The sequence below is a fragment of the Pseudomonas sp. MPFS genome (assembly GCF_022537035.1).
GTDB lineage: Bacteria > Pseudomonadota > Gammaproteobacteria > Pseudomonadales > Pseudomonadaceae > Aquipseudomonas > Aquipseudomonas sessilinigenes.
Genome location: NZ_CP066123.1, coordinates 5270414 through 5295484 on the forward strand (window position 1 = coordinate 5270414; position 25071 = coordinate 5295484).

At 64.3% G+C, this 25071-nt stretch carries 20 protein-coding genes; 9 read left to right on the top strand and 11 right to left on the bottom strand.

Annotation, left to right across the window (positions count from 1 at the left end; genetic code table 11):
* Positions 1 to 57 precede the first annotated feature (57 nt).
* Positions 58 to 918: a DNA-binding transcriptional regulator HexR gene (gene hexR / locus I9018_RS24110; RefSeq protein ID WP_176719805.1), complete on the top strand. Its 861-nt coding sequence runs from the start codon at positions 58 to 60 to the stop codon at positions 916 to 918.
* Between the two features lie 37 nt (positions 919 to 955).
* On the opposite strand, the gene I9018_RS24115 is transcribed toward hexR, so the two are convergent.
* The 11 genes from I9018_RS24115 to edd all read right to left on the bottom strand — a co-directional run bounded on the left by I9018_RS24115 (position 956) and on the right by edd (position 14337).
* Positions 956 to 1810 (bottom strand): D-hexose-6-phosphate mutarotase, encoded by an 855-nt coding sequence (locus I9018_RS24115; protein WP_068579223.1) that lies wholly within the window; start codon positions 1808 to 1810, stop codon positions 956 to 958.
* 132 nt (positions 1811 to 1942) lie between these two features.
* Positions 1943 to 3292 (bottom strand): carbohydrate porin, encoded by a 1350-nt coding sequence (locus I9018_RS24120; RefSeq protein ID WP_068579221.1) that lies wholly within the window; start codon positions 3290 to 3292, stop codon positions 1943 to 1945.
* 88 nt (positions 3293 to 3380) lie between these two features.
* Positions 3381 to 4541 carry an ABC transporter ATP-binding protein gene (locus tag I9018_RS24125; protein ID WP_124346971.1) on the bottom strand — a complete coding sequence of 387 codons (1161 nt, stop codon included), beginning with the start codon at positions 4539 to 4541 and terminating at the stop codon, positions 3381 to 3383.
* Between the two features lie 3 nt (positions 4542 to 4544).
* Complete coding sequence (locus I9018_RS24130) at positions 4545 to 5390, bottom strand: carbohydrate ABC transporter permease (RefSeq protein ID WP_068579217.1); 846 nt, start codon at positions 5388 to 5390, stop codon at positions 4545 to 4547.
* Positions 5383 to 6291: a sugar ABC transporter permease gene (locus I9018_RS24135; protein ID WP_241107676.1), complete on the bottom strand. Its 909-nt coding sequence runs from the start codon at positions 6289 to 6291 to the stop codon at positions 5383 to 5385. The genes I9018_RS24130 and I9018_RS24135 overlap by 8 nt, the downstream gene beginning before the upstream one ends.
* Before the next feature lie 170 nt (positions 6292 to 6461).
* On the bottom strand, positions 6462 to 7754 hold the full coding sequence (locus I9018_RS24140; RefSeq protein WP_068579213.1) for an ABC transporter substrate-binding protein: 1293 nt from the start codon (positions 7752 to 7754) through the stop codon (positions 6462 to 6464).
* Between the two features lie 116 nt (positions 7755 to 7870).
* The gene (locus tag I9018_RS24145) at positions 7871 to 9130 is read right to left on the bottom strand and encodes an AGE family epimerase/isomerase (protein WP_241107677.1); all 1260 of its coding nucleotides are present in this window, start codon (positions 9128 to 9130) and stop codon (positions 7871 to 7873) included.
* 204 nt (positions 9131 to 9334) lie between these two features.
* Complete coding sequence (locus tag I9018_RS24150) at positions 9335 to 10762, bottom strand: ATP-binding protein (protein ID WP_241110192.1); 1428 nt, start codon at positions 10760 to 10762, stop codon at positions 9335 to 9337.
* Between the two features lie 31 nt (positions 10763 to 10793).
* Complete coding sequence (locus tag I9018_RS24155) at positions 10794 to 11525, bottom strand: response regulator transcription factor (protein ID WP_068579207.1); 732 nt, start codon at positions 11523 to 11525, stop codon at positions 10794 to 10796.
* A gap of 38 nt (positions 11526 to 11563) precedes the next feature.
* Positions 11564 to 12514 (bottom strand): glucokinase, encoded by a 951-nt coding sequence (locus I9018_RS24160; protein ID WP_068579206.1) that lies wholly within the window; start codon positions 12512 to 12514, stop codon positions 11564 to 11566.
* Positions 12511 to 14337, bottom strand: a complete 1827-nt coding sequence (gene edd / locus I9018_RS24165; RefSeq protein WP_241107678.1) for a phosphogluconate dehydratase — start codon at positions 14335 to 14337, stop codon at positions 12511 to 12513. The genes I9018_RS24160 and edd overlap by 4 nt, the downstream gene beginning before the upstream one ends.
* A gap of 223 nt (positions 14338 to 14560) precedes the next feature.
* On the opposite strand from edd, the gene gap reads away from it, so the two are divergent.
* From gap to I9018_RS24205, 8 genes are all read left to right on the top strand, one after another.
* The gene (gap, locus tag I9018_RS24170; protein ID WP_068579201.1) at positions 14561 to 15565 is read left to right on the top strand and encodes a type I glyceraldehyde-3-phosphate dehydrogenase; all 1005 of its coding nucleotides are present in this window, start codon (positions 14561 to 14563) and stop codon (positions 15563 to 15565) included.
* 137 nt (positions 15566 to 15702) lie between these two features.
* Positions 15703 to 16221 (top strand): sigma-70 family RNA polymerase sigma factor, encoded by a 519-nt coding sequence (locus tag I9018_RS24175; RefSeq protein ID WP_241107679.1) that lies wholly within the window; start codon positions 15703 to 15705, stop codon positions 16219 to 16221.
* A gap of 114 nt (positions 16222 to 16335) precedes the next feature.
* Complete coding sequence (locus tag I9018_RS24180; RefSeq protein ID WP_241107680.1) at positions 16336 to 17304, top strand: FecR domain-containing protein; 969 nt, start codon at positions 16336 to 16338, stop codon at positions 17302 to 17304.
* A 122-nt stretch (positions 17305 to 17426) separates the two neighbouring features.
* Positions 17427 to 20039, top strand: coding sequence for a TonB-dependent receptor (locus I9018_RS24185; protein WP_241107681.1), 2613 nt, complete (start codon positions 17427 to 17429; stop codon positions 20037 to 20039).
* 110 nt (positions 20040 to 20149) lie between these two features.
* Complete coding sequence (locus I9018_RS24190; RefSeq protein ID WP_068579193.1) at positions 20150 to 20758, top strand: biliverdin-producing heme oxygenase; 609 nt, start codon at positions 20150 to 20152, stop codon at positions 20756 to 20758.
* Between the two features lie 112 nt (positions 20759 to 20870).
* Positions 20871 to 21272: a YbaN family protein gene (locus tag I9018_RS24195; RefSeq protein WP_068579191.1), complete on the top strand. Its 402-nt coding sequence runs from the start codon at positions 20871 to 20873 to the stop codon at positions 21270 to 21272.
* Between the two features lie 186 nt (positions 21273 to 21458).
* Positions 21459 to 23603, top strand: coding sequence for a methyl-accepting chemotaxis protein (locus tag I9018_RS24200; RefSeq protein ID WP_068579189.1), 2145 nt, complete (start codon positions 21459 to 21461; stop codon positions 23601 to 23603).
* A 109-nt stretch (positions 23604 to 23712) separates the two neighbouring features.
* Positions 23713 to 25062 (top strand): CoA transferase, encoded by a 1350-nt coding sequence (locus I9018_RS24205; RefSeq protein WP_241107682.1) that lies wholly within the window; start codon positions 23713 to 23715, stop codon positions 25060 to 25062.
* Positions 25063 to 25071 lie beyond the last annotated feature (9 nt).

A 25071-nucleotide genomic window follows, 5' to 3' on the forward strand; every position in this document is an offset into this window, starting at 1 on the left:
CCTCCCGGCCCCGCCGTTTCACCTGTCTAACCGATCTAGGAAACCTGAATGGACCGAGTGCGAAATCTACTGGAGCAGATCCAGAACCGCCTTGAAGATTTGAACAAGGCGGAACGCAAAGTCGCCGAAGTCATCCTGCTCAACCCACAGCAGGCCACCCGCTTCAGCATCGCCGCCCTGGCCCAGGCCGCGTCGGTCAGCGAACCGACGGTCAACCGCTTCTGCCGTTCGTTCGGCGTCAGCGGCTACCCGGAACTCAAGCTGCAACTGGCCCAGAGCCTGGCCAGCGGCGCGGCCTATGTCAGCCGTGCCGTGGAAGCCGACGACAACCCCGAAGCCTACACGCAAAAGATCTTCGCCAGCGCCATCGCCTCGCTGGACAGCGCCTGCCAGCAGATCGACCCGCAGCAGGTCAGCCGCGCCGTGGACATGATGATCCAGGCCCGGCAGATCCACTTCTTCGGCCTCGGCGCCTCGGCTCCGGTGGCCATGGACGCCCAGCACAAGTTCTTCCGCTTCAACCTGGCGGTGTCGGCCCACCCCGACGTACTGATGCAGCGCATGCTCGCCTCGGTGGCGCACACCGGCGACCTGTTCGTGATCATCTCCTACACCGGCCGCACCCGCGAATTGGTGGAGGTCGCGCGCCAGGCCCGGGAAAACGGCGCCTCGGTACTCGGCATCACCGCCGCCGGCTCGCCGCTGGCCAAGGCGTGCAGCCTGAGCGTGCACCTGCCACTGCCGGAAGACACCGACATCTACATGCCCATGACCTCGCGGATCATCCAGCTCACGGTGCTCGATGTCCTGGCCACCGGCATGACCCTGCGCCGTGGCGTGGACTTCCAGCCACACCTGCGCAAGATCAAGGAAAGCCTCAATGCCAGCCGCTACCCGGCCGGCGACGAGCTCGACTGAGACCACAGGCTCCCGCGAGTTGCGGGAGCCCTTTGCCCTACCCCGCTGCCCGCGCCTGCAGGCTCAGGTGGGCCCGCTCCCCCGGCGCCAGGCGCAGGCTGTCGGTGCCGCCGGCGGCCGCTTCGACACAGACGAAACGCGACACCTCGCTCCAACTCACCCCCAGCAGTGGCCGGGTACCGGGATGCCAGACCACGGTGTCGGCGTCCTCGCCGGTATCGATGCGCAGCGCACGCTGCCAGGCACGGTCCTCGATCTGCAACTCGCCCTCGTGCTGGAATACCCGCTGGCAGCCACCGTCGACCCGCAACTCGCCCTGTTGCCGACAGGCCTGGCGATTCAAATGATCGTAACCCTCGGCGCCATCGAGCCCAGACAGCGCTACCTCACCGACATCGCCAATACGCCAGTAGGCGTGCAGCGCCTGGCTCAACTGGCAGGGTTCGCTGTCCTGGTGCTCGGTACTCAAGCGCAGGTCCATGTCCTGGCCCAGGTGCGCATGCAGCTCGACCTTCCAGTCGCACAGCTGCAATTGCCAATGCAGGCGCACACCGTCGTCATCGCTGTCGCTGTCCAGCAGCTTCCAGTCCAGCAAGCGCGCCCAGCCATGGGACGGCCAGGCGTTCTCGCTCGGATGACGGCCATACCAGGGCCAGCACACCGGCACCCCACCCCGGATCGCCCCCACCTGCGGCCACTTCGCCGCGCACCAGAGCCAGGGTTTCTGCCCGGTTGGCTGGAAGTGCAGGAGCTGCGCGCCCTGGCGGCTGAATACCGCCTGGCACAGCGGATGGTCGATCACCAGCACATCACGCATCTGGTAGCGCTCCCAGGCAAACACCGGGCGCTCGCGCAGGGTCTTGAAAAAGCGTTGCAAGGGATGCTCATGCATATGCCGCGATCCTGAAAATCATGGGGTAGCCATACTGGCGAACGGCTGTGGCGAAGGAGTCATCCAAAAAAAAGCGGATAGCCAAGGCCATCCGCAATATGCGCACAGAGAAAGGAGCTTATCGCAACAGCGTCAGAACACCGACTGAATTTTCAGGCCGGCCACCAGGGCGTTGTCGACCTGATCCACACCGCCCGGATGGGTGATGTACTGCAGGTTCGGCCGCACGGTCAGCCAGTCGGTCACATGGAACCCGTAGTTGATCTCGTAGTTGTACTCGGTTTCGCGCAATGGCGAGTACAGCGGGTTGTCGTAGTCGCTCACACCGATGGCGGCGTTGGCCAGCTGGGCGTTCTTCTTCACGTCGTCATTGACATGAATCCGGGCGAAACCGATGCCCACGTCATCCTTTGGCCGGGCGTCGAACGGCCCCTTGTAGACGAACATCAGCGACTGGTAGTTGTCGATGATGTTGGTGTCCTTGTCATGGAAGGTGGCGTTAGCGGCGATATTCAGGCCGCGCGAGGCATCGCCGTTATGGGTGGTGAGCTGCTGCTGGGCGACGAACCAGTAGCCGTGCTTGCTGTTGTGCACTCGATAGGCGCTGCCGGTGGTAGCGGCGTCCTGGCCGTTGGCGTCCTCACGCACGTCATTGGCCTTGGCCGTGCTCTTGTAGTAACCCACACGGTACTCGCCCGGCAGGTTATTGACCTTGGGCGACCACACCAGCTCTACCGGCAGTACCGTGCCCTTGGTGCCGCTGCCGCTGAGCTTGAAGCCATTGCCGTGCTCGGTCTGCGAAGGGTTCTGGTTGTAGGCGCCGATCTGCGCATAGAACTCGGGAGTGATGTGGTACTTGATCCGCAGCGCCGCCTGGCTGACCGGCCAGTTGTACCAGATGTTGGTCGCCCAGTTGCCCACCTGGGAACCGCAGAAGGCCAGGTTCTGGAACTCGCAGGGGAAGGTGTTGAAGTCCTCGCCCTCGCCGAAGTAACCGGCCTTGACGTCCAGCTTGCCGTCCAGGAACTGGTGCTGGATCCACAGTTGGGTCAAGCGCACCATGTGCCCACGGCCGTAGACCTCCTGGGAGGAACTCAAAGTGCCGGCCCGGGGATCGCCGACGCGATCGTTGGAGATGTTCTGGCCATTACGGTTGGTCAGCTGGATCTTGGCCTGGGTGTTGTCCCAGCCCAGCAGTTTTTGCAGGTCGAACGCCACGCCCAGGCCGAACTGGTCACTGTAGCGCCCGGTTTTGTCGTCGTTGTAGCCACCATGGAGGTTGGCGCCCATCTCCGCGACGTAGTCGGCCTTGATGTCGATCCCCTGCTCCAGCAGCTTGGTGCGCGTACCGCCCCAGTCACCGGTCATCCACTTGGAATTGGCGCCGAACGCTTCGTCGGCCATGGCCTGGCCAGACAGGACCAGCGCCGCCACCGCCGAAAGCTGGCAGAGCAGGCGGGTATTGCCGTGTTGCTTTTTCATCCCTACATCCTCGTCTTTATTGTTATTAACGGTTTATCCAACGCGGTTTACAGTCCCTGCGACGGATGACAGGCCATCCGCCACGAATTCATCGCCCCTTGAATTGCGCCACATTGCCGCCGTGGCCCTGGGCCATGGCAGGGCTGGCCGCGCCCAGGCGCTCGCCGCTCTGGGCATCGAACAGCAGGACCCGGGCCGGGTCGAACTGCAAGGTCAGGTTCTGCCCGGCCGCGGGCGCCTGGTCCGGGGCCAGCCGGCAGCAGACCTTGGTGCCGTTGAGGGTGACGAATACCAGGGTGTCGGGCCCGGTAGGCTCCACCACCTGGACCTCGGCACGGATACTCGGCAGGCCGTTGGCCTCGGCGGGCGCCAGGGCGATCTGCTCCGGACGGATGCCAAGGATCACCTCGCGCTCCTCGAGCCCGGCGTCACGCGGCCCCAACGGCAGCTCGCAACGGGCCTGGCCACTGTCCAGCAAGGCCAGCAACCGCCCCTCCTGGCGCTGCAGGCGCAGGGGAATGAAGTTCATCGGTGGCGAGCCGATGAAGCTTGCCACGAACAGGTTGGCCGGTTCGTTATAGATCTGCTGCGGCGTCCCGAATTGCTGGATGATCCCGTCCTTCATCACCGCCACCTTGTCCCCCAAAGTCATGGCCTCGATCTGGTCATGGGTGACATACACCGTGGTGGTCTTCAGGCGCTGGTGCATCAATTTCATTTCGGTGCGCATCTCGACCCGCAGCTTGGCATCGAGGTTGGACAGCGGCTCGTCGAACAGATAGATCTTCGGCCGCCGCGCCAGGGCCCGGCCCATGGCCACCCGCTGCTGCTGACCACCGGAGAGCTGGCCCGGCTTGCGCGCCAGCAGGTGCTCGATCTGCAGCAGCTTGGCCACCCGCGCCACCTCGGTATCGATCTCGGCGGCAGGCATCTTGCGGATCTTCAGGCCGAAGGCAATGTTGTCGCGCACGCTCATGGTCGGGTACAGCGCGTAGGACTGGAACACCATGGCGATGTCCCGGTCCTTGGGGCTCATGCCGCTGATGTCGGCGTCATCCACCAGGATCGCCCCGCCGCTGATGGTCTCCAGGCCAGCGATGCAGTTCATCAGGGTCGACTTGCCGCACCCCGAGGGGCCGACGAGGATCAGGAACTCGCCGTCGTCGATCTTCAGCTCGATGTTCTTCAAGGTGTCCGGCAGGCCGGCACCGTAGGTCTTGTTGACGTTGCGTAATTCGAGAGTTGCCATGCCTTACCCCTTGACCGCGCCGGACGTCAGCCCGCGCAGGAAATACTTGCCGGCGAAGATGTACACCAGCAGTGTCGGCAGCCCCGCGATCATCGCCGCCGCCATGTCAACGTTGTATTCCTTGACCCCGGTACTGGTGTTGACCAGGTTGTTCAGGGCCACGGTGATCGGTTGCGCGTCGCCACTGGCGAACACCACGCCGAACAGGAAGTCGTTCCAGATCTGGGTGAACTGCCAGATCAGGCAGACCATGATGATCGGCACCGACATTGGCAGCAGGATCTTGCCGAAGATGGTGAAGAACCCCGCCCCATCCAGGCGCGCGGCCTTGACCAGGGCATCCGGCACGCTGACGTAATAGTTACGAAAGAACAGCGTGGTGAAGGCCAGGCCATAGACCACATGCACCAGCACCAGGCCGGTGGTGGTGTTGGCCAGGCCGAACCGGCCAAGGGTGAACGAGGCCGGCAGCAGCACGGTCTGGAACGGCAGGAAGCAGCCGAACAGCAACAGGCCGAAGAACAGCTGCGAACCGCGAAAGCGCCACATCGACAGCACATAGCCGTTCAGCGCGCCGATCAGGGTAGAGATCAGCACCGCCGGCACGGTGATCTTCACCGAGTTCCAGAAATAGCCACCCACGGTGTCCCAAGCCTTGATCCAGCCGATGCCATCGACCACCTGGGGCCAGCTCAAAAGGTTGCCGGTACGGATGTCCTCGGGGGTCTTGAAGCTGGTGAGCAGCATCACCACCAGCGGCACCAGGTACACCGCCGCCGCCAGCAGCAGCGTGGCGTAGATGGCGATCCGGCTGAAATTCAGGCGCGGCCTGGCGAGCGAATCAGTCATGGCGCTTGCCTCGCAGTTCGGAATACAGGTACGGCACCAGGATGGTCAGCACCGCGCCCAGCATCAGCATGGCGCTGGCCGAACCGATGCCCATCTGGCCACGGCTGAAGGTGAAGGAGTACATGAACATCGCCGGCAGGTCGGAAGAGTAGCCAGGGCCGCCGGCGGTCATCGCCGCCACCAGGTCGAAGCTCTTGATCGCGATGTGGGCCAGGATCATGAAGGCACTGAAGAACACCGGGCGCAGGCTCGGCAGGACGATCTTCAGGTAGATGGTCGGCAGGCTGGCGCCGTCCACCTGGGCCGCACGGATGATCGACTGGTCGACACCCCGCAGGCCGGCCAGGAACATCGCCATGACGAAACCCGAGGCCTGCCATACGGCGGCGATCACCAGGCAGTAGACCACGCGATCCTGGTCCACCAGCCAGTCCAGGCGAAAGCCTTCCCAGCCCCAGTCGCGCAGCATCTTGTCCAAGCCCAGGCCGGGATTGAGCAGCCATTTCCAGGCGGTGCCGGTGACGATCATCGACAGCGCCATGGGGTACAGGTAGACGGTGCGGATGAAGCCTTCGCGGCGGATGCGCTGGTCCAGCAGCACCGCCAGGAACACCCCCAGCACCAGGCTGACACCGATGAACAAGCCGCCGAACACGGCCAGGTTCTTGCTCGCCACCCACCAGCGGTCGTTGTCCATCAACCGCAGGTATTGCTGCAAGCCGACCCACTTGTAGCTCGGCATGAAGCTGGAATTGGTGAAGGACAGAATGAAGGTCCAGATGATGTAGCCATAAAAGCCCACCAGCACGATCACCATGCTCGGCGCCAGCACCAACTTGGGCAACCAGCGCTGCAAGGCATCCAACGGCGAGGCTTTGCTGAAAACCGCCACAGAGCTCATCGAGATAATCCAGTGTGAAGGAGTGAGTATCCGCAGGAGCGAGGCTCGCCCGCGAATGGGCACCGACACTCAAGTCGATGCCCACCGATGCACCGCCTTCGCGGGCAAGCCTCGCTCCTGCCAGGGAGAGCGTTTCGGGAATGGCCGCAGGCACGCCTGCGGCCCAGGCCTCACTGCGCGGCCTTGACCGCCGACGCCAGTTGCGCACTGGCCTTGGCCGGGTCCGCATCCTTGTCGTTCATGAAGTTGGTCACCACATCGAAGATCGCGCCCTGCACCGCCAGGGACGTGGCCATGTTGTGCGCCATGCTCGGCTGCAGCCCGCCGGTCTTCTCGTCCGCCAGGAAGTCCTTGGCGGCGGCCTGGGCGCAGGAGTCGAAACCTTCGGCGCCCATGTCGTTGAGCATGTCGGTACGCACCGGGATCGAGCCTTTGTTGATGCTGAAGACCTTCTGGAAATCCTTGCCCAGGGCAACCTTGGCCAGGTCCTGCTGGGCGGCGATATCGCCCTTGCGGTCGGCCTTGAGCTTGAATACCGCCAGGGAGTCGATGTTGTAGGTGAAGGCCTTGTCGGTGCCCGGGAACGGCACGCATTGGTAATCCTTGCCGGCGACTTTCTTGGCCGCGGTCCATTCGCTCTTGGCCCAGTCGCCCATCATCTGCATCCCGGCCTTGCCGTTGATCACGTCGGCGGCGGCGATGTTCCAGTCACGTCCGGCACGGTTGGGATCCATGTAGCCGGAGAGCTTCTTCAACTCGGCGAAGGTCTTGGTCATCTCCGGGCCCGCCAGAGTCTTCTGGTCCAGGTCCACCAGGGCCTTCTTGTAGCCTTCGGCGCCCATCACCGAGAGCACCATGTCTTCGAATACGGTGCTGTCCTGCCAGGGCTGGCCACCGTGGGCCAGGGCGATGAAGCCGGCCGCCTTGAGCTTGTCACCGGCGGCATAGAATTCTTCGAGGGTGGTGGGCGCCTTGGCGATCCCGGCCTTCTTGAACACCTCGGGGTTGATCCACAGCCAGTTGACCCGGTGGATGTTCACCGGCACGGCCACGTAGTCCCCTTCGTACTTGACGGTATTGGCCACCTTGGGCGAAAGCAGGCCGTCCCAATTCTCGCTCTTGGCCACGTCCTTCAGGGTATCGGTGCTGAGCAGGCCGGTGCTGCCCCACTCCTGGATGTCCGGGCCCTTGATCTGCGCCACGCCCGGCGGGTTGCCGGCCACGGCGCGGCTCTTGAGCACGGTCATCGCGGTGGAACCACCACCGCCGGCCACGGCGCCGTCCTTCCAGGTGAAACCGTCTTTCTCCACCTGGGCCTTGAGCACATCGACCGCAGCCTTTTCACCACCGGACGTCCACCAATGGACCACTTCCACGGAGCCTTTGGAGTCGGCGGCCAGGGCACTCAGGGGAAACAGGGAGGCAAGGGAAATGACTGTGGCGAGGCGAGAAATCGCATTCATCTGAAGTACCTTTCTTGTTGTTATGCATGCAAGTCTGGTGCTTGCGCTGCAAACGAGTCTAAACAGCCTAGTCCAGCGCCCGGGTAACGAAGCGATGGAGAAATGTCACTGCATGGTTACACAGGTCCCGGGGCAGACACTTGGGCCAGGGCCGAGGCCATGCTCGGCGCCAGGGGCAGGCGCGGAATCAGCACGGCCTGCCAGGCGTGATAAAGGTCCGGCTTGCCGCCCCAGATTTCTGCCGCAGGGCGGTTGTCCAGGCCCAGTTCGTGGTGCCAGCTGCCGAACTCATGATCGATGAAATGCGCCTGGCAGAACTCCCAGAAAACCCGGTACCAGGTCTCGTAGCGCTCCTCTGCGGTGCGTCTGAGCAGGGCACTGGCGGCGGCGCTGGCTTCGGCGTGGGTCCAGTGCAGGCGCTGGCGCACCACCGGGCGGTTGTCCCAATCCAGGGTGTAGACGATCCCCGGGGCGCCATCCACGTTCCAGCCGTGACGGCAGTTGCTGTCGAACAGGCGCTGGGCATCCAGCACCAGCCAGCCAGGGGTCAGCATTCCAGCCTGGCCCCGCGCGGCTTCCAGGTGCAGCAACAGCCGCGCCCACTCGAATCCATGGCCCGGCGTGGTGCCGAAGGGGCGAAAACCATCGGCGGGACACTCCCGGTTGTAATCGCGCAAGGGCTGCCAATCCAGGTCGAAGTGTTCGACCACCATGAAGTCGTTGGCCGCGGCATGGCCGTGGATCAAGCGCTCGGCGATGCGCAGGGCGCGGCTGAGCCAGCGCGGGTCCTGGGTGACATCGGCCAGGGCGAGAAAAGCCTCGGTGGCGTGCATGTTGCTGTTGGCCCCGCGATAGGCCTCCTGCTCGCTCCAGTCGCGGCTGAAGGACTCGATCATTGCGCCCTCCTGCTCGCTCCAGAAATGCTCCTCGATCACGCCGACCGCCTGCTCCAGCAAGGCCTCGGCCCCCGGGCGCCGGGCCACCACCGCGGAACTGGCGGCCAGGGCGACGAAGGCATGCAAGTAGGCAGCCTTGCCGCCATTGCCGTCGGCCTGCCCGGCCACCGCGAACCAGCCGCCATGCTCGGCATCGCGCAGTGGACCTAAGAGCGCCGCGACGCCGTGGTCCACCAGCTCGGCAAAGCCAGGCAGCCCCTGGATATGGGCCATGGCGAAGCTGTGGGTCATGCGCGCGGTATTCATGGTTTCGGCCCGGGCGCCAGCAGGCAGGCAGCCCCGGGCATCCAGGTTGCCGAAGCCCTCGGCAAGTCGTGAAGCCTTGGCGAAGTCCAACAGCCGCAGGCCCTCGGCGGCCAGCCAGCGGTGGTGTGCGGGAGCGTTCAGCCAACTGCTGAACGGCAGGGAAAGAGGTTCCATGGACGACCTGTTGTTGTTCTTGTCGAAGGCTTGAGTCTAATCAAGCCAAGGTTCGCCCCAGGTAACGAAGGACACGGCAAATGTCACCAGGTCGTGACAAACCAACGGGCGCCGGTAGGAGCGCAGCTTGCTCGCGATGCACGATAACGCGCCCTGCCAGGCACGATGCTTCCCAGGCAAGCCCCGCTGCTACAGGAGGGTTGTTCAGTCCGCGAAACGCGGCAGGTACAAGGTCACCCGCAGGCCACCCTCGCGCAGGTTCTGCAGGCTGACCTCCCCGCCATGGCTATGGGCGATGTTGCGCGCGATGCCCAGGCCCAGGCCGTAGCCCTGCTGCTGGCCGGCCAGGCGAAAGTGTGGCTCGAAGACCTGCTCCAGCCGCTGCTGGGGCACGCCGGGGCCCTCGTCGTCCACGTGCAGGATGAAAGCGCCGGCGTCATCTTCGATATGCAGGTGGGCGTTCTGCCCATACTTCAGGGCGTTGTCGATCAAATTGCCCATGCAGCGCTTGAGCGCCAGGGGCTTGCCCGGATAGCTGGCCAGGGCCCGTCCCTGCTGGGTCACCCGGCCATTGCCGGCGGGCGCCAGGTAGGGTTCCACCAGGCAATCGAGCACCTGGTTCAAGTCCACCGGCTCGATGTTCTCGTGGATGTCGGTGTCCTTGACGCATTGCAGGGCGCCCTTGACCAGCAGCTCCAGCTCATCGAGGTCGCGGCCGAACTTGGCTTGCAGCTGTTCGTCCTCCAGCAGCTCCACCCGCAACCGCAGGCGGGTGATGGGAGTGCGCAAGTCGTGGGAGATGGCGCTGAACAGCTGGCTGCGCTCGGTCAGGTAGCGGCTGATGCGCTCGCGCATGCTGTTGAAGGCCCTCGCCACTTCCACCACCTCGCTGCCGCCGCCCGGCGCCACCGGCTGCACATCGGCGCCCAGGGACAACTCGCGGGCGGCCCGGGCCAGGCGCTTGAGGGGCCGACTCTGCCAGTGCACCAAGAGGCCGATGAACAGCAACAGGAAGCCGCTGGTCAGCAGGATGAACCACACCTGCTGCGCCGGCAGCCCCTGCTCTTCAAGGCTGGTGTAGGGCTCGGGCAGCAATGAAGCGATGTACAACCACTCGCCCGGGGCCATCTGGATCTGGGTCACCAGCACCGGCGGATTCACCGGCTCCAGGGTCAGGGCGTAGTGGGCCCAGGACCGTGGCAGCTCGTCGAGCTTCAAGCCACCGTTGAAGATCCGCAGATCGTCGGGCCGTACGAAGGTCACGGAGATATCCGCATCGTTGCCCAGGGACTGGCGCAACACCTGCTCCACCGCCTGCAGTACCGCCTCCTTGCGCGGCGTGGCCGGCAACACCTGCATATCCAGCGGCTTGTCGTTGAGGGTCACGACAAAACGCGTGCCGCCCATGCTGCGCAACTGGTCGAGTACCAGCGGCCGATAGGCCACCGGCAGCGAACGCAGGTAACTGACGCTGGCGGTCATCGAATGGGCCAGGCTGCGGGCGCTGGTCACCAGGCCCTCGAGCTGGGTGGCGCGCAACTGCGAGACCCAGATCACGCTGGACAGGGCCTGGGCCAGCAGCACCACCAGTAGGGTCAGCAACAGCATCCGGCCCAACAGCGAACGCGGCATAGGCACCCGTTGCAGGCAGCCCTTGAGGGTTTCAGCGAGCACAGTCAGCAACCACATTGGCCGCCAACTGGTAGCCGCTGCCACGCACAGTGCGAATCAGCCGCGGTGGCTTTTCAGTATCCCGCAGGCGCTGGCGCAAGCGGCTGACCGCCATGTCGACGATGCGATCCAGGGGCATCAGGTCGCGGCCACGGGTGGCATTGCCGATGGTGTCGCGGTCGAGGATTTCCTGGGGGTGATCGAGAAACAGCTTGAGCAGGGCGAAGTCGGCGCCGGAGAGGATCACTTCCTCGCCGTCATTGTGGAACAGGCGGTGGCTGATCACGTCCAGGCGCCACTCGTCGAAGCACAGCACCTCGCCGCCAGCCCGTTCCTGGGCGAATTGCGCGCGGCGCAACAAGGCCTTGATCCGTGCCTGCAACTCACGAGGGCTGAACGGCTTGCCCAGGTAGTCATCGGCCCCCAGCTCCAGGCCGATGACCCGGTCGGCTTCATCGGAGCTGGCGGTGAGCATGATGATCGGCACCTGGCCGCGCTTGGGGTGCTGGCGAATCCAGCGACACAGGCTGAAGCCGTCCTCATCGGGCAGCATCACGTCGAGGATCACCAGATCACAGGGGGCCTCGCTCAGGGCCTGGCGAAAGCCCGCGCCATCGGCGGTGCTGCGCACCTGGAAGCCACAGCGACTGAGGTAGGTCTCCAGCAGCTCGCGGATTTCCTGATCGTCGTCGACCAACAAGATCGACCTACTGACTGAACTCACCCATGCCGTCCTTTGTTGTTGTCATGAATGGGGGGCGATTATGCCTGTTCCAGGGCCACCCCGGCGCCGGTCAGTCCGGAATAGGGCGCGGTCACCAGCCACACCGGGATGCCCTTGAAGTAGTCGCTCATGCAGCCCTTGTCGGCAAAGCTCTTGGCGAAGCCGCTCTGGATGAAAAAGTCGGCAAAACGCGGGATCACCCCGCCGACGATGTACACCCCGCCCCGGCCACCGGTGGTCAGCACATTGTTGCCCGCCACCCGGCCCAGCCAGCAACTGAACTGCTCCAGCACCTCGCGGGCGATGGGGTCGCCGGCCAACCCCGCAGCGGTGATCGCCTCGGGGGTATCCAGCCGCGGCTCGTGGCCGTCCACTGCGCAGATGGCCCGGTAGACCCGGGGCAGGCCGCCACCGCTGAGGGCGGTTTCGGCGCTGACATGGCCGATCTCGTTATGAATGTGTTGCCAGAGCTGGGTTTCCCGGGGACTGCTCAAGGGCAGGTCGACATGCCCGCCCTCACCCGGCAGGGCCATGTAGCGGCCATCACCGAAGTTCAGCAGGGTACCCACCCCCAGGCCGGTGCCCGGGCCGATCACCACCGCCGGACGCAACGGCTCGGCAACGCCCTCGCAAACCACACGGAACTCATCCGGCTGCAGGCGAGTCATGCCCAGGGCCATGGCCGAGAAATCGTTGACCAGCAGCAGGCGTTCGACCTGCAGCGCCTGGCAGAACGCCTGGCGGTTGAGGTGCCAGTGATTGTTGGTGAAGCGGAACTCGTCGCCACTGACCGGCCCGGCCACCGAGAGGCACACCGAGCCCACCGCGCCCAGGGCCAGGCCCTGCTCCTTCAGGTAGGCCTTGATGGCATCTTCCGGACAGCTGTAGTCCGCCGTCGCATGGACCTGGATCGCGTCCAGCTGTTGGTCTTTCCACAACGCGAACCGAGCGTTGGTGCCGCCGATGTCGCCGACCAGGGCCAGTTTCAATTCAGTGTCTCCAGGGCAGAAGTGAAGGCGCTGGCGCCCTGCTCTGCCGAGCTGAAGGCCATGCGCATGAAGGCGAAGAGTTCGCGGCCGGTGCCGACGTTGTTGCCCAGCAGGCCCTTGGCCGGCTCGCGGGCGGCGAACTGTTCGGCGTCCACCTTAAGCTCCAGGGTGCCCTTGACGCCATCCACGCGAATGATGTCGCCATCCCGCACCCGGGCCAGCGCCCCGCCGACATGGGCTTCGGGGCTGACATGAATGGCCGCCGGGATCTTGCCCGAGGCGCCAGACATACGCCCGTCGGTGACCAGGGCCACCTTGAAGCCACGGTCCTGCAGCACACCCAGGAAAGGGGTCATCTTGTGCAGCTCGGGCATGCCGTTGGAACGCGGCCCCTGGAAGCGCATCACCGCCACGAAGTCTTTCTCCAGTTGGCCGGCCTTGAAGGCATCGGCCAGGTCCTGCTGGTCCTGGAACACCATGGCCGGAGCCTCGACGACCTGGTGCTCGGGAGCCACGGCGGAGACCTTCATCACCCCGCGCCCCAGGTTGCCTTCCATGACCCGCAGCCCGCCTTCCGGCGAGAAGGCCCGGGCCACCGGGCGCAAGATGCTTTCGTCGAGGCTTTCGATCGGGCCGTCGCGCCATACCAGCTTGCCGTTGTCGAGGAACGGCTCCTGGGTATAGCGGCTCAGGCCCGGGCCGGCCACGGTGTTGACGTCTTCGTGGAGCAGCCCGGCCTCCAGCAGTTCGCGGATGAGGAACGACATGCCGCCGGCGGCCTGGAAATGGTTGATGTCGGCCTTGCCGTTGGGATAGACGTGGGACAGGGTCGGCACCACCTCGGAGAGGTCGGCCATGTCCTGCCAGGTCAGCTGGATGCCCGCAGCCTGGGCGATGGCCGGCATGTGCAGGGTGTGGTTGGTGGAGCCGCCGGTGGCGTGCAGGGCGACGATGGAGTTGACCAGGCAACGCTCGTCGACGATTTCACCAATGGGCGTGAAGTGGCCGCTCTGGCGGGTCAGGCGGGTGACCTGTTGCGCCGCCTCATGGGTCAGGGCGTCGCGCAACGGCGTGTTGGGGTTGACGAAGGACGCGCCGGGCAAGTGCAGGCCCATGACCTCCATCAGCAACTGGTTGGTGTTGGCGGTGCCATAGAAGGTGCAGGTGCCCGGGCTGTGGTAGGACTTCATCTCCGATTCCAGCAGCTCTTCGCGACTGGCCTTGCCTTCGGCATAGCGCTGGCGCACGTCGGCTTTCTGTTTGTTGGAGATCCCCGAGACCATGGGGCCGCCCGGGACGAAAATCATTGGCAGGTGGCCGAAGCGCAGGGCTCCCATCATCAGGCCCGGGACGATCTTGTCGCAGATACCGAGCATCAGGGCGGCATCGAACATGTTGTGCGACAGCGCTACCGCCGTGGACAACGCAATGACCTCGCGGCTCGGCAGGCTCAGCTCCATCCCCGCCTCGCCCTGGGTCACGCCATCGCACATGGCCGGGGTGCCGCCGGCGAACTGGCCCACCGAACCGACCTCGCGCAGGGCCTTCTTGATCAACTCGGGGAAATGCTCGTAGGGCTGGTGCGCCGACAACATGTCGTTATATGACGAAACAATCGCCACGTTGGCCGCGTTCATCATCCGCAGACTGTGCTTGTCTTCGGCGCCACAACCGGCCACCCCATGGGCGAAGTTCGCGCATTGCAGCTTGCCGCGCTGCGGGCCGTCGCTGGCCGCACCGCGAATCAGGGCGAGATAGGCCTGGCGAGTGGCGCGACTACGGGCGATGAGCCGTTCGGTGACCTCAAGAACGCGGGGATGCATGTGTAGAACTCCAGGCTAACGGATGTGGCGACCTGTTTGTCTATGCTGGTCCAAAGCCCCGCCACTGGGGGACAGTGGAGGAAATTCCTGACCATTCGGACCAGTTGATTCAGGTCACTCGTTGTAGATAAAACAAAATACTGCCACTAAAAAGGCTTGTTTTCTATTTCTATGCGAATAATCTTGTAATTCCAACAACAAATCCTACGACAGGCGCTTACCCATGACTCTTCGAATCGCAATCAATGGTTTTGGCCGCATCGGCCGCAACGTCCTGCGCGCACTCTATACCCAAGGCTATCGCCAGGACCTGCAGGTCGTCGCCATCAACGATCTCGGAGACAGCGCTATCAATGCCCACCTGCTCAAGCACGATACTGTCCACGGCCTGTTCGACGCCGATATCCAGCATGATCAGGAAAGCCTGACCGTCAACGGCGACCGCATCGCGGTCAGTGCCATCCGCAATCCGGCCGAGCTGCCCTGGGCCGCAGAGAAGATCGACGTGGTGTTCGAATGCACCGGGCTGTTCACCGACCGCGCCAAGGCCGCCGCCCATCTTACGGCTGGCGCGCGCAAAGTGATCATCTCGGCTCCGGCCAAGGGCGCCGATGCCACCGTGGTCTACGGGGTCAACCACGACATCCTGCGCCAATCGCACCAGATCATCTCCAACGCCTCCTGCACCACCAACTGCCTGGCCCCGGTGGCCCAGGTGCTGCACCGCGAGCTGGGGATCGAAAACGGCCTGATGACCACCATCCACGCCTACACCAACGACCAGAACCTCACCGACGTCTATCACACCGACCCCTACCGCGCCCGCTCCGGCACCCAGAACATGATCCCGAGCAAGACCGGCGCAGCCGAAGCCGTGGGCCTGGTGCTGCCGGAGCTGGCCGGCAAGCTGACCGGCATGGCGGTACGGGTACCAGTGATCAACGTCTCCCTGGTGGACCTGACCGTGACCCTCAAGCGCGACACCAGCGCCGAGGAAGTCAACGCCCTGCTCAAGAGCGCCAGCCAGCATTCGAAGATCCTCGGCTACAACACCCTGCCGCTGGTCTCCAGCGACTTCAACCACAACCCGCTGTCGTCGATCTTCGACGCCAACCACACCAAGGTCAGTGGCGGCCGCCTGCTCAAGGTCCTGGCCTGGTACGACAACGAGTGGGGGTTCTCCAACCGCATGCTGGATAACTGCCTGGCCCTGTGCAACGCCGAATGAATGGCTGACCTGCGGGAATCGCCCCGGGTTCCCGCCACAGCACGACTCACTGCCAGGCCAGACAATCCAAACAAGGCTTGACCACGGACGTAGATGACAATCATTATCATCTGCTAAAAAATGGATCAGGCCTTGCTGTGAGTCAATCGCACTTCAACCACGTCTTCCTCACTCAACGAACGTCCCTGCTACGCACGCTGGAGCGGATGGTCAACAACCACAGCACCGCCGAAGACCTGCTGCAGGAAACTTACCTGCGCGTGACCCGGGCGCTTGCCGAGCGCACCATCACGCACCTGGAACCGTTCGTGTTCCAGACAGCTCGCAACCTGGCGCTCGACCACCTGCGCGCCCGGCGTATCCAGGACCGGACCCTGCTCGAGGACGTACCGGCCCAGGTGCTGGAAAGCGTTGCCGCGCCAGTCAGCAGCGCCGAGGACGCCGCCCACGCCGAACAGTTGCTGGAACGCCTGAATCTCAGCCTGGGTCAACTCAGTGCCCGCCAGCAGCGAATCTTCATCCTCAGCCGCCTGCACGGTCACAGCTATCAGGAAATCGCCGACGAACTGGGGGTATCCCTGAGTACGGTACAAAAGGAACTGAAGCTGATCATGGCCATCTGCATGGGTGTCGCCGAGCGCCTGGACGGCGAGTGAACAGCAACTGCCAGGCAGAATGACTGCGTCAGCCCCTTGGCCTTTGCTACCCTTGGCCGGCTTTCGCTCTCTATTGAAAAAACAGCTGTGCACAGACACAGCCGAGGAACACCCGTGACGGATTCTCACCGTGCCGAGCCGCCCACTCCCTCCGGCTCGACCCCAAGCGCCCTGGCCATGGATCAGGCCCTGGACTGGCTGATCGAGCTGGAACAGCCAAGCCCGGAACAAGTGCGTCAGTTCCAGCAATGGCTCAGCGCGTCGCCGCTCAACCCCCAGGCCTTCGCCAAGGCCCAAGCCATCTGGAACGGCCCGCAGGTGGCCCAGTGCGCCCTGGCCCTGGCCGCTCCTGCGAAAGTCTCGTTCCTGTCCCGTCTCAAGCCCCACTGGAAACCCCTGGCCAGCGCGGCTGTGCTGGTGCTGGGACTGTTCAGCTTCAGCAACCTGCCCCTGCGCCTGCAAGCCGACCACCTGACCCTGGTGGGCGAGCGCCAGCGCCTGCAACTCGAGGATGGCTCCCAAGTACTGCTCAATACCAATTCGGCGTTCTCCAGCGATATCGACGAGCACCGGCGCACCGCGCGGTTGTACCAGGGCGAGGCGTTCTTCGAGATCCCGGGCAATCGCGGACTGCCCCTGGAGCTGGACGCCGGCCCGGTGCGTGCCAGCGTGCGCGATACCGCTTTCGCCGTGCGTTACCTGGATGGTATCGCCCAGGTCCAGGTACAACGCGGGGATCTCGACCTGCGGGCGACCCATGCCGACCAGCGCCTGCGACTGAGCGCTGGCGAAAGCGTACGCGTCGGCCCCGAGGGCTTCGACCGGCCGGCCAAACTCGATGCCAGCAAGGACCTGGCCTGGGTCGAAGGTCGCCTGGTGTTCGAGAATTGCCCCTTGAGCCAGGTCCTGGCGGAGCTGCGTCGCTACTATCCCGGCTGGATCGTCAACAACAACGACAAACTGGCGAATGTCGCCGTCACTGGTAACTATCGCCTCGACCAGCCCCTGGATGTGGTCCGCTCCCTGGCCCACATCACCTCGGCGCGGCTGTCGGAGCTACCGGCGCTAGTCATTCTCAATTGAGAACAATTATTTTTACGCGATAACCCCAGGTCGTACGTCTCGTTATAGCCAATGCAATTGATTCGCATTTTTGCGTGTGAATCTGCACCTATAAAAGATTCGTGCGACCCGGAGCGCTTTCGATGTCTTCTCGTCCCAACTACCGATCCCCTGTTCCCAACTCCCGCCTGCAACATTGCACCTTGTCGCTGCTCACCGCAGCGATCCTGCTGGCCGGCACCCATGCTGCGCCCGTTGTGGCCGCGCAAACCTCGGGCAGTTCCAGCCAGCGCATGGGCAACTACAACTTCGCCATTGCCCAGCAGCCCCTGGTATCGGCGCTCAATGCCTTCAGCACAGTGACGGGCTGGCAGGTTGGCCTGCCCGCCGAGTTGGGCACAGGCGTCAATTCCCCGGGCGTCCGTGGCTCACTGCCACCGGAGAAGGCCCTGGATCGGCTGCTGGCCGGCACTAACCTGAGCTATCGCAAGCTGGGCAACAACAACATCGTCCTGGAGAAGCGCAGCAATCCGAATACGGTGAACCTGCAGCAAGTGACCATCAGCGCCACCCGCCAGGAACAGGACATCAATTCGGTGCCCAGCACCGTGAGCGTGCACACCCGGGAAGAACTCGACCGGCAGAACGTCACCAATATCAAGGACCTGGTGCGCTACGAACCCGGCGTGTCGGTAGGTGGCGCCGGCCAACGCGCCGGCATCAGCGGCTACAACATCCGTGGCATCGACAGCAACCGGATCCTGACCCAGGTGGACGGCGTCGAGGTTCCGAATCAGTTTTTCAGCGGCCCTTATGCCAAGACCAACCGCAACTACGTCGACCCGGAAATCGTCAAGCGCGTAGAGATCCTCCGGGGTCCAGCCTCGGTGCTGTATGGCAGCAACGCCATCGGCGGCGCCGTCAGCTACTACACCCTGGACCCGGACGACATCATCAAGCCCGGCCAGGACTTCGGTGCCCGCTTGAAGACCGGCTACAGCTCGGCCGACGAAAGCTGGTTGAAGTCCGGTACCTTCGCCGGCCGCATCGGCGAGTTCGACGGCTTGCTGCACCTGAGTCGACGCGATGGCCACGAAACCGAATCCTACGGCAGCAACAACGGCACGGGCCTGGGTCGCACCGCCGCTAACCCGGAGGATGTACGCACCACCAACGTATTGGCCAAGCTGGGCTGGAACTATGCGGACGACGCCCGCCTGGGCCTGACCTACGAAAAATACAAGGACGACCGCGACACCAACCAGAAAAGCGCGGTGGGCGGGCTGTTCCTCAATGGCGTCGGGCAGAACTGGTACCGCTCGCGAACTGGCAACGACACCATCACCCGTGAACGCTTCGGCCTGGAAAACAGCTTCGCGCTGGAATCCCCCGTGGCGGACCGGATCAAGTGGAGCCTGAACTACCAGATCGCCAAGACCGACCAGACCACCAGCGAGCGTTATAACCCGGTCTCGATATACACCCCGGTGGCCCGTGACGTGCTGCGCGAACGCAAGACCCTCTACGAGGAAAAGCAATGGGTGTTCGACGCCCAGTTGGAGAAGGCCTTCGCCCTGGGTGAAACCGACCACCAACTGACCTACGGCACCACCCTCAAGCGGCAGAAAGTCACCGGCTCACGGGTCGGCACCGCCACCTGCCTGAAGGTCGGCGCGGGCTGCACCGCCATCGGCGCTCCCAGCCCGACCGCCGGCGACAGCGTGAAGAAGTCCAGCGACTTCCCGGACCCGACCATCAACAGCTACGCCCTGTTCGCCCAGGACCAGATCAGCTGGAACGCCTGGACCTTCACCCCGGGCCTGCGCTACGACTACATCCAGCTCAAGCCGCACCTGAGCGATGAATTCATCACAGCGGTCAATCCGAGAGGCACTACCCGGATCAACGTCAATGAAAAGACCTGGCACCGGGTCTCGCCAAAATTCGGCCTGACCTATGCTTTGGACGAGCACTACACCGCCTACGGCCAATACGCCGAAGGCTTCCGCACCCCGTCGGCCAAGGCGCTCTACGGGCGCTTCGAGAATCTCAGTGCAGGCTATATCGTCGAACCCAACTCCAACCTCAAGCCTGAGACCAGCAAAGGCATCGAGACCGGCCTGCGGGGCAAGTTCGACGCCGGTTCCTTCGACGTCTCGGTGTTCTACAACCAATACCGCGACTTCATCAACGAAGACGCGATCAACCCTGGCAGCCAGGCTGCCGTCATCCAGAGCAACAACATCAAGCGCGCCACTATCAAGGGTGCCGAAGCCAAGGGCCGCTTGAACCTGGATGCCTTCGGCGCGCCCCAGGGCCTGTACAGTATTGGCTCGGTGGCCTACGCCCATGGGCGCAACAATGACAACGGCGAGCCGATCAACAGCGTCAATCCACTCAAGGGCGTGTTCGGCCTGGGCTATGAACAGGACGACTATGGCACGCTGCTGAGCTGGACCCTGGTCAAGCGCAAGGACCGAGTCGACAGCACCACCTTCAAGGCTCCGGATGGCACCAGCAGCCAGTTCAAGACCCCCGGCTTCGGCATCCTAGACCTCACCGGTTTCTATAAGGTCACCAACGACCTGACCGTCAATGCCGGCCTGTACAACCTGACCGACAAGAAATACTGGAACTGGGACGACGTACGTGGCTACGACGGTGTCGGCGAAGCCGGAGTGACCGCCCCCGCCAACCTCGACCGCCTGACCATGCCCGGTCGTAACTTCTCGGTGAACCTGGTCTGGGATATCTGACCCTGCCCCCTCACTGCTCTTTTTCATCCAGGGCAGTGAGGATTTTTTACTGTGTCGCGTCTTCTTGTTCGTCTAGTCACTAAGTGCCTCTCATTCTCAAGGACATCGGTATGACCGCCCAGGCTTGCGCCCAACCTCACCACCTGCGTTCCCAGCGCCTGAACCAGATCACCCACGAGCCGCATTCCAAGCTCGATGCCCTGGTCAAGGCCCACGCACCTTTTGAAACCCAGGGTGCCTTCGCCCGCTTCGTGGTAGCCCAGTACCTGTTCCAGTCGGAGCTGGTGGAGCTGTACAACGATCCCGAGCTGATCGCGATCGTCCCGGACCTGGCCGAGCGTTGCCGCGCCGAAGCGGCCAAGGCCGACCTCGCCGACCTGGACACCGAAGTACCGGCCCCGGTAGCCGGCGCCGTGCGCAACCCGAGCAAGGCCGAGGCCCTGGGCTGGATCTTCGTGTCCGAGGGTTCCAAGCTTGGCGCAGCGTTCCTGATCAAGCGCGCCGTGGGCCTGGGCCTGAGCGAGACCTTCGGTGCCCGTCACCTGGGCGAACCGGCCGGCGGGCGTGCCGAGGGCTGGAAAACCTTCACCCGCATCCTCGACGGCCTGCAGTTCAGCGCCGAAGAAGAAGCGGCAGCGGAAAAGGGCGCCCTGGATGCCTTCAACCGCTTCACCGTACTGCTGGAACAGGCTTACTCCAGCGCGGCACAGCCGGCCTGATCCGATAGTTGCAGGCAGGGCGCCATGGAGTGTCCCTGCCCGCCACGGTATTCTGTCGGCCTGCCCGCCTTGCGGATTGAGCCGTACGACGCGTTACCTCATCATCGACGCCATGACCCCCACTCGCCCCTCGCCCTCGAAAATCTCCCGCCTGCTGTTCGGCGCGCTGGCCTATGTCAGCCTGGCCATCGGCCTGATCGCCATCGTAGTGCCGGGCCTGCCGACCACCGAATTCATCCTCCTGGCCGCCTGGGCCGCCACCAAGAGCTCGCCAAGGCTCAGCGCCTGGATGGAGAACCACCGCCTGTTCGGGCCGATCCTGAGCAACTGGCGCAACGGCCGGATCGTCAGCCGCAAGGCCAAGGTCAGCGCCACCGTCAGCATGCTGCTGTGCGCCGGGCTGATGCTGACCCTGCTCAACCATCACTGGACCCTGTATGCCGCCATCGCCGGCATGACCCTGGGCAACCTGTGGATCTGGTCGCGTCCCGAGAGCCTGCCACAGGCCTCCTGAATCCAGCTCCGTGGCAGCTATGCCCTCGGCAATGGGGCCATATATGTCAAGGAGATGACCGTTCGTCGGCAACACCTCACGCAAAGGCCGTCCGAGCCGATGTTGCGGGCATAGCGCTGAAATGGACTTGGCGAGCGGAATCATCCGACTCCGTGCTATCCATTCGTCCTTTCGCGAGATCGCCCCATGTTCGACTCTCTCTCCATTCGCCTGAAGATCGTGCTGCTGTCCGGCCTGTGCCTGCTAGGCGTGGTGGCCTTGATCGTCAGCATGAACCTGTACCAGAGCCGGCAGAACAACCAGTTGGTCAATACCTCCAGTACGCGGATGCTGACCGCTGGAGTCGAGGACCTGCTGCAAGCCAAGGCGACCGACCAGGCCGTTCGGGTCCAGAAAACCTTCGGTGAAAGCCAGGTGGCGCTCAACGCCCTGACCGATCAGGTCCGCGACTTGCGCCAGATGGCCAGCAAGCGTGGCCTGGAGGCCTCGGTACTGCGCGAGGAACTCAACCACAGCCTCAAGACCGCCTTCGAACGCAACCCCAAGGTACTGGGCATCTGGCTGGCCTATGAACCCAACGCCCTGGATGGCAAGGACAGTGAGTTCGCCAACGATACGGCTCGCTCGTCCAACGAGCGCGGGCGCTTCGCCACCTACTGGAGTCGTTCCGGTGGCCAGGGGCTCAACACCGTGATGGCCGAGGAGGACCTCACCAAGACCACCCTCAACCTCAGCGGTACTCCCTACAACATCTGGTACACCTGCCCTCGCGACAACCGCCGCACCTGCCTGCTCGATCCTTATGCCGACACCATTGGCGAGGACAAGAAACAGGTGCTGATGACCACCATCTCCCAGCCCCTGCTGGTGGATGGCAAGGTGATCGGGGTCATGGGCATCGATATCGCCCTGGACTCCCTGCAAGCCGCCGCCGGTGAGGCCCAGCGCTTCCTGTTCGATGGCGCCGGGCACATGATGATCGTCGCCGGCAGTGGCTTGCTGGCGGCCGTCGGCGCCGACGCCAGCCAGGTCGGCAAGAACGTCAACGACGCCTTCGCAGCCCAGGGCAAGGACATTCTCGCGACAGTCACCGGCAACCAGGCCAAGACCCTGCAACAGGGCGAGCTGATTCGCGCGGTCTACCCTTTCAGCCCCATTGCCGATGCCAAGCCCTGGGGCGTGACCATCGACCTGCCACAACAGGTGCTGCTGGCCGACTCGGTAAAACTGCAAGCCCTGTTGGATGAAGCCCAGACCAGCGGCATGGTCAAGACCGTGCTGGTGGCCATCGGTGCCGGGCTGCTGGGCCTGGCCCTGATCTGGCTCAGCGCCTCGGGCGTGACCCGGCCGATCAACGGCGTGGCTCAGATGCTCAAGGCCATCGCCAGCGGCGACGGCGACCTGACCCAGCGCCTGGACTACAGCAAGAAGGACGAACTGGGCGAGCTGGTGGGCTGGTTCAACCGCTTCCTCGACAAGCTGCAACCGACCATCGCCCAGATCAAGCAGAGCATCACCGAGGCCCGCGGCACCGCCGACCAGTCCTCGGAGATCGCCCGCCAGACCAGCGAAGGCATGCAGGTGCAGTTCCGCGAGATCGACCAGGTGGCCACCGCCTCCAACGAAATGAGCGCCACGGCCCACGAAGTCGCCAGCAGCGCGGCCAATGCCGCCCAGGCCGCCCGCGGCGCCGACCAGTCGGCCAAGGAAGGCATGACCATCATCGAGCGCAGCACCCGCGACATCAGCCTGCTGGCCGACGAGGTGAGCAAGGCCGTGGGCGAAGTCGAAGCCCTGGCGGTGAGCAGCGAGCAGATCGGTTCGGTACTGGAGGTGATCCGCAGCATCGCCGAACAGACCAACCTGCTGGCCCTCAATGCCGCCATCGAAGCCGCCCGGGCCGGTGAAAGCGGTCGTGGTTTCGCGGTGGTCGCCGATGAAGTGCGCAACCTGGCCAAGCGCACCCAGGACTCGGTGGAAGAGATCCGTGTGGTGATCGAACGCATCCAGAGCGGCACCCGCGAGGTGGTGACCACCATGCATGCCAGCCAGGATCAGGCGCAGAGCAATGCCGGGCAGATCCAGCAAGCGGTCCTGGCCCTGGGCAAGATCAGCGACGCGGTGACGGTGATCAGCGACATGAACCTGCAGATCGCCAGCGCCGCCGAAGAACAGAGCGCCGTGGCCGAAGAGGTCAACCGCAATGTCTCGGCAATCCGTAGCGTCACCGAGACCCTTACCGAACAGGCCAGCGAATCGGCCCAGGTCAGCAGCCAGCTCAATGCCCTGGCGACCCAGCAGATGAAACTGATGGACCAGTTCCGCGTCTGAGTCCGGCCCTTGTGACGCGGCAACCCGCGTCACAAGACCCGCGCCTGCGCCTCGACAGGCCATGGGATTTCAGGGTGCAATGCCCTCCTCTTGTCGAGAGGAGCCGTCCATGCACCCGCTACTGACATCCATTCAAGCCGCCCTGCACCTGCCACCGTCCGAGCTCCACGAACAGGGCGAAGGCGCCCTGCCCTCGGCCTTTGCCGTCAGCGACCTGGCCAGCGCCAGCATCGGTGCCGCCGGGCAGGCACTCGCCGAACTCTTGTACCACCACACCGGCCGGCGCCCTACGGTCAGTGTCGACCGGCGCCTGGCCTCGTTCTGGTTCGCCAGCTCGCTGCGCCCCCAGGGCTGGAGCCCGCCCGCACTCTGGGACCCGATTGCCGGCGACTACGCCACCTGCGACGGCTGGATTCGCCTGCACACCAATGCCCCTCACCATCGGGCCGTAGCCGAACAGGTCCTGGGCCCCGCCAGCGAGCGTTCGGCCATGGCGGCCAGGGTGGCAAGCTGGAAAGCCCACGAGCTGGAACAGGCCATCGTCGAGCACGGTGGCTGCGCGGCGCAGATGCGTAGTTGGCAGCAGTGGCAGGTCCACCCCCAGGGCCAGGCGGTCAACAGCGAGCCCCTGGTGCATTGGTTGCCCGGCCACGAACCTCGGAAAAAGTCCTGGAGCCGGTCCAGCGAGCGACCGCTGGCCGGGCTCAAGGTGCTGGACCTGACCCGGGTCCTGGCCGGTCCCGTGGCCAGCCGCCTGCTGGCCGGGCTCGGCGCCGACGTGCTGCGCATCGATCCGCCCTGGTGGAACGAGCCGGCAGTGGAGCCGGAAATGACCCTGGGCAAGCGCTGCGCCCGCCTGGACCTGCACGTTCTTGAAGACCGCGCCCTCTTCGAAAGCCTGCTGGCCCAGGCCGACCTGCTGCTGCACGGCTACCGCGGCGACGCCCTGGACGGCCTGGGCTATGACACTGAACAGCGCCAGCGCCTGTCCCCTGGGCTGATCGAGGTGAGCCTCAACGCCTACGGTTGGAGCGGACCCTGGCGTAACCGCCGGGGGTTCGACAGCCTGGTGCAGATGAGCTGCGGCATCGCCGAGGCCGGCATGGCCTGGAAAGCAGCGGAACAACCCACACCGTTACCGGTGCAGGCCCTGGATCACGCCACCGGCTACCTGATGGCAGCCAGCGCCCTGCGCGCCCTGGACCCGTCCTGGCAGCAGGGCGGGCAAGCCCGTTTGTCCCTGGCCCGCACGGCCAGGTTGCTGATCGATCATTCCAGCCAGGGACAGGCCAGCACCGGACTGCGGCCCGAGGGGCCGGAGGATCAAGGGCTGGTGCAGGAGCAGACGGCCTGGGGACCGGCTCATCGCCTTCAGGTGCCCCTGAACATCAGCGGCACGCCGCTACAGTGGGACTGCCCGGCAGGCCCCTTGGGCGCTCATCGGGCCAGGTGGTGGTAGCGGCCTCGT

Excerpts from the sequence above, each read along its gene's own strand:
- I9018_RS24115 (WP_068579223.1), bottom strand. The coding sequence starts at position 1,810 with ATGCATGAGCATCCCTTGCAACGCTTTTTCAAGACCCTGCGCGAGCGC.
- I9018_RS24120 (WP_068579221.1), bottom strand. The coding sequence starts at position 3,292 with ATGAAAAAGCAACACGGCAATACCCGCCTGCTCTGCCAGCTTTCGGCG.
- I9018_RS24125 (WP_124346971.1), bottom strand. The coding sequence starts at position 4,541 with ATGGCAACTCTCGAATTACGCAACGTCAACAAGACCTACGGTGCCGGC.
- I9018_RS24130 (WP_068579217.1), bottom strand. The coding sequence starts at position 5,390 with ATGACTGATTCGCTCGCCAGGCCGCGCCTGAATTTCAGCCGGATCGCC.
- I9018_RS24135 (WP_241107676.1), bottom strand. The coding sequence starts at position 6,291 with ATGAGCTCTGTGGCGGTTTTCAGCAAAGCCTCGCCGTTGGATGCCTTG.
- I9018_RS24140 (WP_068579213.1), bottom strand. The coding sequence starts at position 7,754 with ATGAATGCGATTTCTCGCCTCGCCACAGTCATTTCCCTTGCCTCCCTG.
- I9018_RS24145 (WP_241107677.1), bottom strand. The coding sequence starts at position 9,130 with ATGGAACCTCTTTCCCTGCCGTTCAGCAGTTGGCTGAACGCTCCCGCA.
- I9018_RS24150 (WP_241110192.1), bottom strand. The coding sequence starts at position 10,762 with ATGCCGCGTTCGCTGTTGGGCCGGATGCTGTTGCTGACCCTACTGGTG.
- edd (WP_241107678.1), bottom strand. The coding sequence starts at position 14,337 with ATGCATCCCCGCGTTCTTGAGGTCACCGAACGGCTCATCGCCCGTAGT.
- gap (WP_068579201.1), top strand. The coding sequence starts at position 14,561 with ATGACTCTTCGAATCGCAATCAATGGTTTTGGCCGCATCGGCCGCAAC.
- I9018_RS24185 (WP_241107681.1), top strand. The coding sequence starts at position 17,427 with ATGTCTTCTCGTCCCAACTACCGATCCCCTGTTCCCAACTCCCGCCTG.
- I9018_RS24190 (WP_068579193.1), top strand. The coding sequence starts at position 20,150 with ATGACCGCCCAGGCTTGCGCCCAACCTCACCACCTGCGTTCCCAGCGC.
- I9018_RS24195 (WP_068579191.1), top strand. The coding sequence starts at position 20,871 with ATGACCCCCACTCGCCCCTCGCCCTCGAAAATCTCCCGCCTGCTGTTC.
- I9018_RS24200 (WP_068579189.1), top strand. The coding sequence starts at position 21,459 with ATGTTCGACTCTCTCTCCATTCGCCTGAAGATCGTGCTGCTGTCCGGC.
- I9018_RS24205 (WP_241107682.1), top strand. The coding sequence starts at position 23,713 with ATGCACCCGCTACTGACATCCATTCAAGCCGCCCTGCACCTGCCACCG.